The 14,055-nt window shown below is 35.5% G+C and carries 14 protein-coding genes; 5 read left to right on the top strand and 9 right to left on the bottom strand.

Annotated elements, in window-relative coordinates:
- Nucleotides 1-220: 220 nt before the first annotated feature.
- The 5 genes from CWS01_RS18615 to CWS01_RS18635 form a co-directional block, all read right to left on the bottom strand.
- Nucleotides 221-1,294 (bottom strand): CAP domain-containing protein, encoded by a 1,074-nt coding sequence (locus tag CWS01_RS18615; protein ID WP_235852112.1) that lies wholly within the window; start codon nt 1,292-1,294, stop codon nt 221-223.
- Nucleotides 1,295-1,454: 160 nt separating this feature from the next.
- Entirely contained in the window at nt 1,455-1,922 is a 468-nt protein-coding gene (locus CWS01_RS18620) for a DUF420 domain-containing protein (protein ID WP_101178706.1), read from the bottom strand.
- A gap of 350 nt (nt 1,923-2,272) precedes the next feature.
- On the bottom strand, nt 2,273-3,190 hold the full coding sequence (gene cyoE / locus CWS01_RS18625) for a heme o synthase (RefSeq protein WP_101178707.1): 918 nt from the start codon (nt 3,188-3,190) through the stop codon (nt 2,273-2,275).
- A gap of 414 nt (nt 3,191-3,604) precedes the next feature.
- Entirely contained in the window at nt 3,605-4,822 is a 1,218-nt protein-coding gene (locus CWS01_RS18630) for an FtsW/RodA/SpoVE family cell cycle protein (RefSeq protein ID WP_101178708.1), read from the bottom strand.
- Between the two features lie 174 nt (nt 4,823-4,996).
- The gene (locus tag CWS01_RS18635) at nt 4,997-5,278 is read right to left on the bottom strand and encodes a YlaN family protein (RefSeq protein WP_101178709.1); all 282 of its coding nucleotides are present in this window, start codon (nt 5,276-5,278) and stop codon (nt 4,997-4,999) included.
- Nucleotides 5,279-5,894: 616 nt separating this feature from the next.
- Between CWS01_RS18635 and CWS01_RS18640 the strand changes: the two genes are divergently transcribed.
- On the top strand, nt 5,895-6,389 hold the full coding sequence (locus tag CWS01_RS18640; RefSeq protein ID WP_101178710.1) for a hypothetical protein: 495 nt from the start codon (nt 5,895-5,897) through the stop codon (nt 6,387-6,389).
- 112 nt (nt 6,390-6,501) lie between these two features.
- Here CWS01_RS18640 and CWS01_RS18645 read toward each other — a convergent pair whose 3' ends face one another.
- Nucleotides 6,502-7,830, bottom strand: coding sequence for a PhoH family protein (locus CWS01_RS18645; RefSeq protein WP_101178711.1), 1,329 nt, complete (start codon nt 7,828-7,830; stop codon nt 6,502-6,504).
- Nucleotides 7,831-7,996: 166 nt separating this feature from the next.
- On the opposite strand from CWS01_RS18645, the gene CWS01_RS18650 reads away from it, so the two are divergent.
- Nucleotides 7,997-8,599, top strand: coding sequence for a YhcN/YlaJ family sporulation lipoprotein (locus CWS01_RS18650; RefSeq protein ID WP_101178712.1), 603 nt, complete (start codon nt 7,997-7,999; stop codon nt 8,597-8,599).
- Nucleotides 8,600-8,675: 76 nt separating this feature from the next.
- Nucleotides 8,676-8,876 carry a YlaI family protein gene (locus tag CWS01_RS18655; RefSeq protein ID WP_101178713.1) on the top strand — a complete coding sequence of 67 codons (201 nt, stop codon included), beginning with the start codon at nt 8,676-8,678 and terminating at the stop codon, nt 8,874-8,876.
- A gap of 612 nt (nt 8,877-9,488) precedes the next feature.
- On the opposite strand, the gene typA is transcribed toward CWS01_RS18655, so the two are convergent.
- Complete coding sequence (gene typA / locus CWS01_RS18660) at nt 9,489-11,321, bottom strand: translational GTPase TypA (RefSeq protein ID WP_101178714.1); 1,833 nt, start codon at nt 11,319-11,321, stop codon at nt 9,489-9,491.
- Between the two features lie 185 nt (nt 11,322-11,506).
- Between typA and CWS01_RS18665 the strand changes: the two genes are divergently transcribed.
- Nucleotides 11,507-11,707 carry a DUF5325 family protein gene (locus tag CWS01_RS18665; protein WP_101178715.1) on the top strand — a complete coding sequence of 67 codons (201 nt, stop codon included), beginning with the start codon at nt 11,507-11,509 and terminating at the stop codon, nt 11,705-11,707.
- Nucleotides 11,708-11,787: 80 nt separating this feature from the next.
- Here the strand turns inward: CWS01_RS18665 and CWS01_RS18670 are convergent, their stop codons facing one another.
- Together CWS01_RS18670 and CWS01_RS18675 are read right to left on the bottom strand one after the other, a co-directional pair.
- Nucleotides 11,788-12,588, bottom strand: a complete 801-nt coding sequence (locus tag CWS01_RS18670) for an inositol monophosphatase family protein (RefSeq protein WP_101178716.1) — start codon at nt 12,586-12,588, stop codon at nt 11,788-11,790.
- 225 nt (nt 12,589-12,813) lie between these two features.
- Nucleotides 12,814-13,008 carry a hypothetical protein gene (locus CWS01_RS18675; protein ID WP_101178717.1) on the bottom strand — a complete coding sequence of 65 codons (195 nt, stop codon included), beginning with the start codon at nt 13,006-13,008 and terminating at the stop codon, nt 12,814-12,816.
- Between the two features lie 387 nt (nt 13,009-13,395).
- On the opposite strand from CWS01_RS18675, the gene CWS01_RS18680 reads away from it, so the two are divergent.
- Nucleotides 13,396-14,019 carry a YktB family protein gene (locus CWS01_RS18680; protein ID WP_101178718.1) on the top strand — a complete coding sequence of 208 codons (624 nt, stop codon included), beginning with the start codon at nt 13,396-13,398 and terminating at the stop codon, nt 14,017-14,019.
- Nucleotides 14,020-14,055 lie beyond the last annotated feature (36 nt).

Raw genomic sequence — 14,055 nt, forward strand, 5'->3', positions numbered from 1 at the left:
TGCCTTTATAAAGTGAAACTTCAATTATCAGTGGTTTCCTGCCTCCTTTATTGATTGCTTCTTGAGGCAAAAGTCACACAGACATTTATACGTGGGCATTATAAGTCTGTAGGCCTTTATATTACTTGCATGTGTTACCACTACTCTAATGCGGAATAAATCCCATACAAAAAGCTGGTCAAAGAGCAATCCTCTAAAAAACATTGCTCCTTGACCAGCTTTACCATTTCTCTATAAAATTTTGTGTGTAGTATTTTTGGTATACGCCAACACCTAAATGAGTAAATTCTTTATTTAAAAGACATTCCCTATGCCCTTTGCTGTTTAGCCAGCCTTCCATCACTGCTGCTGCATCTAAATAACCTGCAGCAATGTTTTCACCTGCTGCTTTATATACTATGTCTCCCTTTTTTAAACGTTGTGTTAAGTCCCCATATTTTTTTGAAGTATGGGAAAATGATTTCGTCTCAAACATATCTATACTATGCCCAAGGGCCACCTTTGCCGTTTCTCTATCCCAGCTGACAGAAGCTAAATGGAATCTTTTTCGAATAACATTTGTAATATCTAAAATTTGTTTTTCATTTCCTTTTTCTACTGCTTCACTGTCGCTTTTTTTGCTTGAAGCAGTTTCCACTAATTCTCCACGATACACCAGTTCGAATGGTCGCAACTGCAATAATGTTTTGGCATCCATATAACGGATGCTTGATAGAGTTCCTGTAAATTTATCAAAATATAATTGTGCATAAAAATGGCCGATACGTATTAATGGCCGATTATTTACTTCATCTTCAGACAGTTCGAATCGATAGGAAGAATTATCATAACGGAAGCTAATATTGGTTTCAATTGGGGTACTTGCAAATATATCGCCTACTTCTTGTCCAATTTTATAAGGCGCAATATTTACTGCATCTCCTATTGCAAAAACAGTAACTACTTTATTTTGATAAACACCCGCCTGAAAATACCCCTTTTCTTGGTTATTGTATATCCACCAATTATAATCATAAGAACTTGCGTCTATTCTATCTGGTTTGCCATATTTCTGTTCTAGTGTAGAACTGCTTTTGCCAATTAATGTTGCTAGTCCAACTTTTGGGACTGGAAGACTTTCTACTGTATCAGTCGAATTTTTTTTTATATTATCATTTTCTGTCGCTTGATTGTTTCCATCTTCCACCAGCACATCAGAATTAGTTTCTTTATCTGTTATATTCAAATAAAATCCAATCGCAATTAGTATAGAAATAATAGCCAATATCCTAATTACTGTTTTCAGAGGGTACACATCCTCTCTAGCATCATTTGTATCATTATATGCCCATTCACTATCTATTTAGCAAGCAATTTGACAATCTTTTTTTCAATTTCAGTTTGTTTATAGAACCACTTTGAATTTAGGCGTAAAAAACAAATGTTTTTCACGCCTTTTAGTAGTTGCTGTTCCTTTAAAATCCTAATATTGCTTTTATAACAGATGTAGTTTCGCCACCATGATAAAAAACATATAATAATAAATATACCATAACTCCAGTTATCGCTGTACCAAACCAGATAATGCTAGTAACAGGTCCTAGTTTGCGGTGAAACGCATAATTTTTTTTATAACCTGTTATAAGCATCGTTATTCCCATCACTGCTCCCACTGTTGCAAGCGTAATATGGAAAATCAGAAAAATCGTATAATAAATTTTAATATCATTTGGACCGCCAAATGCTGTATTGCCTATAAAAATCGTTCTAGAAGCATAAATAATAAAAAAGATGACAGCAAAAACAGCGGCAAGCAGCATTGCTTTTTGATGTGCTGCTATCTTTCTTTTTAAAATGAGATTCCACCCTATCGCTACAAAAATTGCACTAAGCACAATAAATGTCGTACTGATTGTCGGCAGAATTGGCAACGAAAATTCCATATACCTATTACCTCTTTCCTATTTCATACTATGTATAGCAAAAAAAATAATCGAGCAGCACTTGCTTTTGCTTAAAAACAGGGGCATCCTCACTTGATGTACGTTAAAATAATACGAATAAGTCATCATTTCAACTTTTTACCAAGCGGGCTATTACCCTAAAAAGACAATAAGTCCCCACTTTGATGCAAACTATAAAAGAATATACTCGTCGTGGGGAGGGAATTTTGTTCTGCCTGCCTGTATAAAAGCAAATCAACAAACTATGCCAACCTTTTGGCATGTCTCTCAGTGACTGACTTCATGCCTCTATCAGTTAAATAAAAGCCCCTATCCATAAAAGCTTCATTTTATATTAATGTTACAAGCACCATTGCCACAAATAAAATCGTCATATATTGAAGAGAATAAACAAACATGGCAGTTGCCCACTTCAGCTCGTCCTTTTTTTTGCTTGCATATATTCCAGTTACAACCCAGCCAATATTTAAAAGTGTCGCTAAAATTAAAAATGGCGTACCTAATGAAGTTAATAAAAACGGCAAAGGAAATAACGCAATGACCCATGCATAAGTATGTTTTTTTGTTACCTGAAAACCTTTAACGACAGGAAGCATCGGAATGCCTGCTGCTCTATATTCCTCTACTCTTCTAATAGCCAATGCATAAAAATGAGGAGGCTGCCAAAAAAACATAATTAAGAATAAACTCCATGCCATTATATCCAAACTTGGATCTACTGCAGCCCAGCCAATTAGCGGCGGCACTGCACCAGAGAAGCTACCGATTACAGTATTGGATACTAATCTTCTTTTTGACCACATCGTATATACAACCACATAACTAAAGGCACCAACTAATGCAATGACAGTTGCTGTAATAGTCGTCATCAAAAGAGCCAATGTTCCAAGTCCAATAAAGCCAAATCCTAAGAATGCAACTTTTTTCGGCGTTACTTTCCCTGTAACAGTAGGCCTTCCTTTTGTCCGCTCCATTAATGGATCAATATCACGATCAATATAATTATTTAACGCACAAGAACCGGCAATAATTAAAGCAGATCCAACTAAAGTATACAAAATGATATCAATATTTAGTAAAAATCTCTCTCCAGAAAAATGCAGAGCCAGCCATAATCCTGTAAAAATGGTGATTAAATTAGAGTTGACAATCCCAATTTTTATTAAAGCCAAAAAATCTTTCCGTGCAGATGTTTTTTCTACCGTTCCTTCTACTTGAGCTTCCGTATAAGCTCTAGAATTAGCCATATATTTTTTCCTCCCTTTATATAAAACAGGCAGTTATCCAATTTTCATAATATTTATTCATATGATTGTGCCAGTTTTCACAAGTAGCAACATCGTCATATTAAAAATGAGCCCTTCTGTAATTAAACCATATTTCTCGCTAATTTTCTGCATCTTTTTACAAAAAATTATTCTACTATCGCTTTAATTGTTACTAACTCATTTATCCCATCATAACAGACAGCAAGACTTCTACTATCTCCTTTTTCCTTTTCATTTCTTTCCAAACTCTATTATATCGGTTTTTACACTAGTAGCCAAATATATTCATCCTTTTGGATAATTGTTACAAAAAGATAACCAGTTTCATGCCTCTTTCAAACGACACAAAAAAGAAGAGAACCGTTTTACAAGCCGTAAAATGGTTCTCTTCTTTTAGCCCCGTCTATTTTGCAAAAAGCCGTTTTTAGGCTGTGGGGACATGTCTGCCACTACTTCCTCATCTTTATTTTTATACACTTTTTCAAATCTCACAAACATAGAAACATTAACAAGTATCCCCATACTGATTGCCAACTGGACTAACGATGATCCCCCATAACTGACAAATGGCAATGGCACACCCGTTAGTGGAATCACTCCAGATACACCGCCAATATTAATAAATGACTGGATGCCAATCATCCCTGAAATTCCAATCGCAAGAAGGCTGCCAAAAGGATCTTTGCAGCGCAGTCCAATATAAATCCCTCTAAGCACAATATAACTTAAACACAGAATAACAAAGCCGACTCCAAATACTCCAAGTTCTTCTGCAATAACTGCCATAATAAAATCTGTATGGCCATCTGTTAAATAGCCTAGCTTCTGCACACCTTGTCCTAAGCCTAAACCTTTTAATCCACCGCTTCCAATTGCAATAAGAGAATTGCTCATTTGATAGCCTGAACCAGATTCGTCTGCAAATGGAGAGTGGAAAAACACTAAAAATCTATCTATCTTTTTTTGCGTAAAAATCTTCCCGCCCAATAGTAAAAGCACTGGAATGGATGCTGCAAGCCCCATAACAGCAAGCCTTAGAAGATTTCGCAAATTCATTCCCGAACATAAAATAATAGTTCCGCCAATTAAAAAAATAATCGCAGCTGTCCCAAAATCGGGTTGGACTGCAACAAGTCCACAAACTAAAATTAAATAGACAATGGGAGGAGCTGCTCCTTTATTAAATTGATTAATATAGGATTGTTTTTTTGCATATGCTGCTGCCAAATAAACAATTACAGCCAATTTAACAAACTCTGAAGGCTGCAAGCTCGAACTTCCAAAATGATACCAACTTTGCGCATTACCAGCAGTATGCCCAAGTACAAAAATGCCCAAAAGCCCCAATAATGATAAACCAACCATTGGCACTAATATTTTTTTGCTTAATAGCGCTTTATATGGGAAAATAGCTGCCATGATAAAAACGAAACCTGCAACAAACAAATTAATTATTTGTTTTTTATAATAATATTCACTGCTGCCAAGGTTATAATATTGGACAGCACTTACCATACTGGCACTATAAATCATAATCAATCCAAAAAGCGACAACATCACCATTGCTGCAATTAAAGAGTAATCATAAGATTTTAATATTTTTTTAAACATCAAACCGCTTCCCTTACTATTTCTAGGTTGTATTATACATTCGCTAAAATTTGTTTGTTTCCTGCAAAAAACGAAGAAGAACTTGGTTGCCTTCTCCAAATATGTATGCTTGCTTTTCTTTTTTCCCAGATTAAAAAAACTCAAACAACCTATTTCTTGTTTGAGTTTGCTTTTTTATTTTCTTGTAGATGCTTCGTGCAATACAGAAAGTTCTTTTTCCAATTCATCTAAAATCTTTTTGCCGACAGTTTCATCTACCAAACCAAGACGAGTAGCAAAATCTATTTCTTTGGATAAGCCAAACATTTGCGTATCCAGAACTTCTTCATATAAAGGACATTGCGGCATTGTTAAATTATCCATCTGTACTTTAATTAGCTTTAATATTTTGTCTGCATCTGCTTTTAATAATGCATTTGCTTTGTCTTTATGATTAATAATCATATCAGAAGTCAACCTTATCCCCCCGTTTCCGAGCGATTATCCTATTTATAAAGTTTAAACTTATCAGTAGAAAAATGCAAGAACAATCCTATTATAAAGTGAAACTTCAATCAGTGGGTCCCTCCATCTCCCACTGATTATAGATATCCCACAGACATTGCACAGGATATGAAAACTATATCCATGTTCTTTTCTATCAGGCCTTTACGGACAAACGTTTTCCCGCCTAGATTTCTTTTTCCTCTTCTATTTCTGTTAATAGGAGCTAAAGCTCCTTTAACTTTAACTACCTTCTATTAACCAGCATTATCCCTAGAGATAATTTATCTTCTATCTCTACTTTATATCATTAAAATTAAAAATAAAAAATGACAGATATAGGCAAGATAGCTATACTTATTAAGAAGATACTAAAAAACCAGAAAAATGTAACCGCTTCTTTTTCCGGTATGGAATGAAAAATCCCCATAAATTCACATTTCAAACAGAGGGAGTTTTCCAAGTTCCCCTCTGATTGTCAGTTAAACCAATAGAGCTTTTGCGGGCAACTTCTCATTTCCTCTCCTCAATCTCAGGACAGAGGGCAAAAGCTCATTAAGTAGGGATAAAGAAGGGAAAGGAGAAAAAAATGCAAGATATTATACCAATTAAAGGCGCTGTTAACTTCCAAATTACCATTGATCCAAGTGTATGGATTTTTGATGATCGCAAACAAACAGCAGAACAACTCTTTAGTTCAATTCAAGCAACCGATGAAATGGAAGAATATACGAAAGAGGTATCAGCACATTGGGATAGAGAAATTTCAGAAGGAGCTGTTTTTCCTCCCACTTTAAAATCAGAAAAAAAATATAAAAAAGAGGAGCTTCTCTCAGGAACTTTTTTTATGCCCCTTGCTCCATTTATTCGTAATGCGGAACCTATTATTTCTGCCAAAGAAATTAAAATTATTTCACAAGGAGAAACACTATCCTTTCCCCTTTCCTCTCTAGAGGAGATTATGCTATTATTTTGTGCAAATGGCAAACCGTTAAAAAGTGATGGGCCTGTTCATGTTTATTTTAAAAATAAAAAAGCAGATCAACAACCCATTAAGTATGTAGAATCATTTGTAATCGCTTGAAAATATTTTTATTAAAGCTTCCTCCATCAGCCAAAATGCATTTTGGCTGATGGAAAAATGCCCTCTTTTTTCATTAGCAATACAATGAATGCCCTAAGCTACCCCAAAATTGCTACAACAGATCTGCTGCAAGTTGCGCAAGACCTGAGCGCTCTCCTTTCACTAGCTTTACATGTCCAGCTATCTGCTGATCTTTAAAGCGCTCCACAACATAAGAGAGTCCATTATTAAAGGCATCTAAATATGGATGATCAATTTGTTCTGGATCTCCCATCAGGACGATTTTGCTGCCGTCTCCGACCCTTGTTAAAATCGTTTTCACTTCATGTTTTGTTAAATTTTGTGCTTCATCAATAATAATAAATTGATCAGGAATGCTTCTGCCGCGAATATAGGTTAGTGCCTCTACTTCTATCGATCCCATCCCCGCAAGAATTGCTTCTAATTCACCAGGTTTTTTTGTATTAAATAAATATTCAAGATTATCAAATATCGGCTGCATCCACGGTCTTAGCTTTTCTTCTTTTTCTCCTGGAAGATAGCCTAAATCTTTCCCCATTGGCACAATTGGCCGTGCTACCAATAATTTTTTATATTCTCCAAAATCTTCTGTTTGCATTAATCCTGAAGCTAATGCTAATAATGTTTTACCTGTGCCCGCTTTCCCAATTAAAGTAACTAGTGGAAGATCCTTTTTCAAAAGCAATTCAATAGCCATCGTCTGTTGCACATTCCGCGGTCGTATTCCCCAAATATGTTCATGGTCAAATACAAGTTTTTTTATAAACTTTCGGGAAGAATCCACCATTGCCAGTGCAGAAGAAGAAGATCCTAGTACATCTTTTAAAATGAGAAATTCATTTGGATAATATATTCCATTTCCTATTTCTGAAATAGGGATTTTTCCTTTTTCATAAAATTTATTTAGTATATCTAGAGTTACTTGTACATCTGTAAAACCTGTATACAAGTGATCATTTTCTACTACACGATCACTTAAAAAATCTTCTGATACTAAACCAATTGCATCGGCTTTAACTCGAACGAGTGTATCTTTGCTGACTAATACGACGGTTCGTCCATCTTTCTTTTTCTGTTCCTCTAAAGATAAATTCTTGGCTACCGCTAAAATGCGATTATCATTTGTCTTTTCCACAAAAATTTCTTGCAGCTGATGAAAGGAACGATGATTTAGTTCAATCCGCAAAGTCCCGCCATTTTCTAGAGGGATTTTTTCATGCAGCTTTCCTGTTTCTCTTAGATTATCGATTAACCTAGATATTTGTCTTGCATTCCTCCCGATCTCGTCCATATAGCGCTTTTTGCTGTCTACTTCTTCGAGTACTACTGCGGGAATTACTACATCATTGTCTTTAAATGAAAAGATGGAATATGGGTCTTGTAACAAGACATTCGTATCTAAAACATATATTTTACTCAAACTGATGCCTCCTGCTCTACTGTCATATATTGCTTGCTATCCGCTTTACGGAAAGGAACCTTGGTTAAATATATGTTTTACCGCATAAAGATAGAAGATATTTTGCACAATAAAGATAGAAAGTGTAAAAAAATGTGATGAATTATCTTTTTTTGGAGGTGTTTTCATGAAAAAAGCTGCCTTAATCATGATCTTTATGCTTCTTTGTGGCTGTACAAATGTTGATAGCAATAACAATGTGTCACAATCGAATGGAACAAATCCACATGTGAAAAATGTGAAAAACTCTACGATTAACGAAGTAGACCGAAAATCTGGGCAAGATATTGCAAAACGGCTTGTATCCCTTGCCACCAGCATTCCAAACGTCAATGATGCAACAGCTGTTGTACTAGGGCATTATGCGATTGTTGGCATAGACATTAAAGCAAATTTAGATCGTTCTGAAGTTGGTTCTATTAAATATTCTGTTGCAGAAAGTTTAAAAAATGATCCAAATGGTGCTTATGCCATGATAGTAGCTGACCCAGATGTAACTGCTAGAATTAAAGAAATTGCGGAGGATATTAAAAATGGTGAGCCTATTCAAGGAATTTTTAATGAATTAGCTGATATTACAGGTAGAATCATGCCTGAGGTGCCCGCAGATATGATAAATCCTAATGCAAAAACAAAAGTGAAAAATCCTGATGAAAAATTAAATGACTCAGAAGAAAAGCAATTAAAAAATGATCAAGATGAGCAATCAAATAACCATCTTCGGGATTAAACTCGTTTTCTTCTGCTGATTATATTATAATACCTCTATCATCCAATTGGAAATTTAATGATTAGAGGTGCACAGTTTGAAAGTAAAATGTGTGATATGCGATAAGATTGAAGATATTGATGAAAACTCATTTCAAGCAAAGCGCCTGCGAAATAGGCCTATCCATACGTATATGTGCAAAGAATGCGAATTGCGAATAACAAAAAATACTCAAAAACGAGTAGACACTGGTAATTTCGCCCTATACCGCAGCAAAACCACAGAAGACGATTGGTAAAAAGAAAAGAGGAAGGCACCCCGTTAGCGGTGTGAGAGCTAGAAAGGCATCGACTAAAGATATAGGAAACACGACGAACGTTAGAGAGTCGATGTTGACTTATCTTAGGGAGAGGACTTGAAGCTCTTCAGACGCTGGGTGCCTGTAGCTAGACAAAAAGGAAAGCGCAAGGCACCCCGTTAGCGGCGTGAGAGCTGGAAAGGCATCGACTAAAGATAAAGAAAACACGACGAACGTTAGAGAGTCGATGTTGACTTATCTTAGGGAGAGGACTTGAAGCTCTTCAGACGCTGGGTGCCTGTAGCTAGACAAAAAGGAAAGCGCAAGGCACCTGTTTATCTCCGTATGGACTGGCCGATTAAGTACGCTGCGTTCTCCTGCAGCAACATCGGCACTTATACATCCTATACGTCAGAGAGACACCGACTAAAGATATAGGAAGCACGCTGAACGATAGTGAATCGATGTTGACTTTATCTTAAAAGATGGTTTGAAACTCAGCAGTTGCTGAGTGCCTGCAGCTAGATAATACAAAAAGCAAAAGGCACTAGACTAGCACCGTGTAAAAAAGAAGCTAAACTTCTAATGAAGTTTAGCTTCTTTTTTTTCAGCTTATTCTGCAATTTTTTTCTTTTTTGTTACACGTTCACGCTCTGATTTATTTAAAATCTTTTTGCGCAGACGAATAGATTCTGGTGTTATTTCGCAATATTCGTCTTCATTTAAATACTCTAAAGATTCTTCTAATGTCATAAGTCTTGGTTTTTTCATTGTTGATGTTTGGTCTTTGTTTGCAGAACGGATATTTGTTGCTTGTTTTACTTTTGTGATATTAACCGTTATATCATTTTCACGAGTATGTTCCCCAACGATCATACCTTCATAGATTTCTGTTCCTGCTTCTACAAAGATAATTCCGCGATCTTCTACTTGCATAATACCATAAGTAGATGATTTGCCTGATTCCATACTTACAAGCACACCTTGACGACGTCCTCCAACTTGTCCAGATGCCATTGGCTGATAGCTGTCAAATGTATGGTTGATAATACCATAACCACGAGTTAATGTTAAGAACTCTGTTGTATAACCAATCAATCCACGTGCAGGCACATTAAAGATTAAACGTACTTGACCATTACCATTATTGATCATATCAAGCATTTCACCTTTACGAGCACCAATAGATTCCATTACAGAACCTGTATGTTCTTCTGGGACATCAATTTGTACGCGTTCAACTGGTTCGCAACGTACACCATCAATTGTTTTTACAATAACTTCTGGTTTTGAAACTTGCAATTCATATCCTTCACGACGCATGTTTTCAATAAGGATAGATAAATGCAGTTCTCCACGTCCAGATACAGTCCAAGCATCAGGAGAATCAGTGTTTTCAACACGTAAGCTTACATCTGTTTCTAATTGTGCACGCAATCTTTCTTCAATTTTTCTTGAAGTTAGATATTTACCTTCTTTACCAGCAAATGGAGAGTTGTTAACTAGGAACGTCATTTGCAATGTAGGCTCATCAATGCGAAGTACTGGAAGTGCATCTTGATGTTCAAAAGGACAAACTGTTTCCCCTACGTTAATGTCTTCCATTCCTGATACTGCAATTAAATCGCCAGCATATGCTTCTTCAATTTCTTGTCTTTTTAGACCAAAGAAACCAAAGATTTTTGTAACACGGAATTGTTTGACAGTTCCATCAAGTTTCATTAATGCTACTTGTTGGCCTACTTTCATTGTTCCACGGAATACACGTCCAATACCAATTCTTCCTACATAGTCATTGTAGTCAAGAAGAGATACTTGGAATTGCAATGGCTCCTCGCGGTTATCCACTGGTGCTGGAATATGCTCAACAATTGCATCATATAAAGACTGCATGTTTTCATCTTGCTGCTCTGCATTTACACTTGCAGTACCGTTAATTGCAGATGCATAAATAACTGGGAACTCTAATTGTTCTTCCGTTGCATCTAATTCAATAAATAAATCTACTACTTCATCAACAACTTCTGCTGGACGAGCAAAGTCGCGGTCAATTTTATTTACAACAACGATTGGTGTTAATTTTTGCTCTAACGCTTTTTTCAATACAAAACGTGTTTGTGGCATACATCCTTCATATGCATCGACAACAAGCAATACCCCATCAACCATTTTCATAATACGTTCCACTTCACCGCCGAAGTCAGCATGTCCTGGAGTATCCAAAATATTGATGCGTTTATCTTTATATTGAATCGCAGTATTTTTTGCTAAGATCGTAATACCGCGTTCTCTTTCTAAATCATTTGAGTCCATCGCACGTTCTTCTACATGTTCATTTGTACGGAAAGTGCCAGACTGTTTTAAAAGTTGGTCAACCAATGTCGTTTTACCATGGTCAACGTGGGCAATAATAGCAATATTACGAAGATCTTCTCTAATTTTCAAAAATTTCACTCCTACCTAAATGGTCTATCTGATTTTTCATTATTTTAACATTATAACTGAGTCATTATACCATAGAATATACTAGAAACCTAAAAGGTTTTTCATGTAAAATAAAAAAAGACAGGTGTAAACGTTATTTTTTCCATCTTTAACTAAATCTATTTAAAAATAAAGGATGATACATATTGGATATTGAAACAGGACCATTCTATTATTATAAAATATTTGCTGCCTCTGCCTTTATTTCTATCGGCATTTGTATAGTAGAAAAAAGCTTAAAAGGTGCCATTATTTCCTTTTTTTTATTTTTGTTTATTATAGCTCTTGCTGTTTACAAGAGAAAAAGAATAAACCACAAAAAAAAGCAGCTTAAAAATAGGCTCTAAATTAAATTTACATTTTTCGCATAAAAAAGCAATAGCATGGGATAAAAGAAAATTCCACACTATTGCTTTGCACCTCTCGCTTACCATTCTCCATTGTGTAAATATTTTTCCATAATTTCCTTATGTACTCCTGGTTTCCCAGCAAAAAACGAATTTTGTGTCAATAAGTCTAAGTTTTCATTACGAAGGGACGTAACCTTTCCTCCAAGCTCCTCCACCATTATTTTTCCTGCTGCGTAATCCCATGGAGAAAGTCTTAAAGTAATATAAGCATCCATTCTTCCTGATGCGATATATGCAAGCTCTAAACATGCAGAACCAAATGACCTAGTTCCTCTCGCATCTCTTGCAAGAGGTGCTAAAATTTTCGGATCAATACGCTTATTTTCCGTTACCCAAGTAGAATTTAAACCAATGATTGCTTCTTCTACTGCAGTTTCTTTTAGCGGAGCAAGCGGCATATCATTCATATATGCGCCTTTTCCTTGGACAACATGATATAGCTCATCAGCAACTACATCATAAATTAAGCCGATTTTTCCTACCCCGTCCTCATATATGCCGATAGAAATGGCAAAATCCCGCTGCATATGTACAAAATTCATTGTTCCATCAATTGGATCAATAATCCAAACTATTCCTTTTAAATCTTCAATAGATGAGCTGATCCCTTCTTCTCCTAAGATGCGATGACTTGGGTATTGCTTATTAATATTTTGAATAAAAAATTCTTCTGTTGCCTTATCTATCTCTGTTACTAAATCATTTTTATTCGACTTTGTTTCAATTAACAGTTTTTTTGAAAAAGACTTTTTTATTCTTTCTCCAGCTTCTTTTATCCATTCTTTAGCATACGTATCTACTTCTAGCCAATTAGTCATCTTTCCCATCCTTACCTTATATTTTCTGCACCCGCTTTATCATCATATGAGAGCAGTCCACTTACTTGTCTGTCTATATTTTAGCTTACTGTATGCATTATCATGCATCAAATGCTATTTCTTCAAATATATCCTCTTTATATGGCCAACATTCTATGTAAAACAAAAATCATAAATGCTTCCCAAATTAAGAGAGAGCATTTATGATTTAATACGTTTTTTCACCTATAGAGCTTTAAGTCTTAGAAGTTCCTGTCTAATTCTTTCAAGCTTTTGCTTACTTATGTTTTTCTGCGCTTCGTTGTGTTCGTTCATTGCATCAAATAAAGTAGCCAACTCATAATCCATTTCTAATCGAAGAACAGCCTTTTTTTCTCTTTCCACTTCATTCTTCTTTACCAAATTCATTAATTGTTTCACTTGACAGTACACCCCTTCCATAGACTTATAATTCTAATGATTTCTTATATCATATGTTGAAATCACTTTCCTTGCAACAAATATGTGCTCCCACCTAAAAGGTTCCTTTCCTTCACCAAAATACCCGTTTATGCTACAATATTTGACAACAAGTAAATGGACTTTTCAACAAGATTCCCATTTGGTGAAGCTTAGAAAAATAATTTTTTTGTACCATGATTCTCTTTGTCTCCTGCCAATTATTTTATTTGTCCATCCAAAGAGAAAATAGTTAACTATATAAATATGTAGAGTATACATAAGGGAAGAAAAGCAGCTTGTTTATTCCACTTACTTGATTTTTAAATACCCAAACACCGTTGTTATAAACGTAAAAGGAGTTAGATTATGAACTTTAAAGGATTTAATCAAAAAGATTTTGATACCTTTACAATAGAAGGTCTTGAGGAACGAATGAAGGCAATCCAGGAGCGGATTCAGCCTAAATTCCGAATAATCGGCGAAGCATTGACAAGTGAATTATCTGTCAAAACAGGAAATGAAATGTTTCTGCATATCGCTAAACATGCAAGACGTACGGTAAATCCTCCGAAAGACACATGGCTTGCCATTGCGGCAAATAAACGAGGCTATAAACAGCATCCTCATTTTCAGATTGGCTTATTTGATGACCATGTGTTCATCTGGCTTGCCTATATTTATGAATTGCCACAAAAAGAAGAATATGCAAAAATATTTCTGGAAAATTTAAATCAGATAAAAGCAGCTATTCCCAATCATTACATGATTTCATTCAATCATATGCAAAAAGATGCCAAAAAAGTGGCAGAGACAGATTTACAGCAGACATTAGAACGTTTCCGTAATGTAAAAAAAGCGGAGTTTCTCATTGGACAGCATATCCAAGCATCTGATCCAATTTTGGAGAATGGCGATCAATTTATGGCTTTAGCGGAACAAACCTTTGAAACACTTTTGCCCCTATATCAACTATCTTTAAATAGCCGATAATCTCTTGCCAACCAGCAATTTAGCCCAATCATTTGC

It is taken from the genome of Niallia nealsonii (assembly GCF_002835805.1).
GTDB classification, from domain to species: domain Bacteria; phylum Bacillota; class Bacilli; order Bacillales; family Cytobacillaceae; genus Niallia; species Niallia nealsonii.

Excerpts from the sequence above, each read along its gene's own strand:
- CWS01_RS18630 (WP_101178708.1), bottom strand. The coding sequence starts at position 4,822 with ATGTTTAAAAAAATATTAAAATCTTATGATTACTCTTTAATTGCAGCA.
- CWS01_RS18670 (WP_101178716.1), bottom strand. The coding sequence starts at position 12,588 with ATGACTAATTGGCTAGAAGTAGATACGTATGCTAAAGAATGGATAAAA.
- cyoE (WP_101178707.1), bottom strand. The coding sequence starts at position 3,190 with ATGGCTAATTCTAGAGCTTATACGGAAGCTCAAGTAGAAGGAACGGTA.
- CWS01_RS18680 (WP_101178718.1), top strand. The coding sequence starts at position 13,396 with ATGAACTTTAAAGGATTTAATCAAAAAGATTTTGATACCTTTACAATA.
- CWS01_RS18650 (WP_101178712.1), top strand. The coding sequence starts at position 7,997 with ATGAAAAAAGCTGCCTTAATCATGATCTTTATGCTTCTTTGTGGCTGT.
- CWS01_RS18640 (WP_101178710.1), top strand. The coding sequence starts at position 5,895 with ATGCAAGATATTATACCAATTAAAGGCGCTGTTAACTTCCAAATTACC.
- CWS01_RS18620 (WP_101178706.1), bottom strand. The coding sequence starts at position 1,922 with ATGGAATTTTCGTTGCCAATTCTGCCGACAATCAGTACGACATTTATT.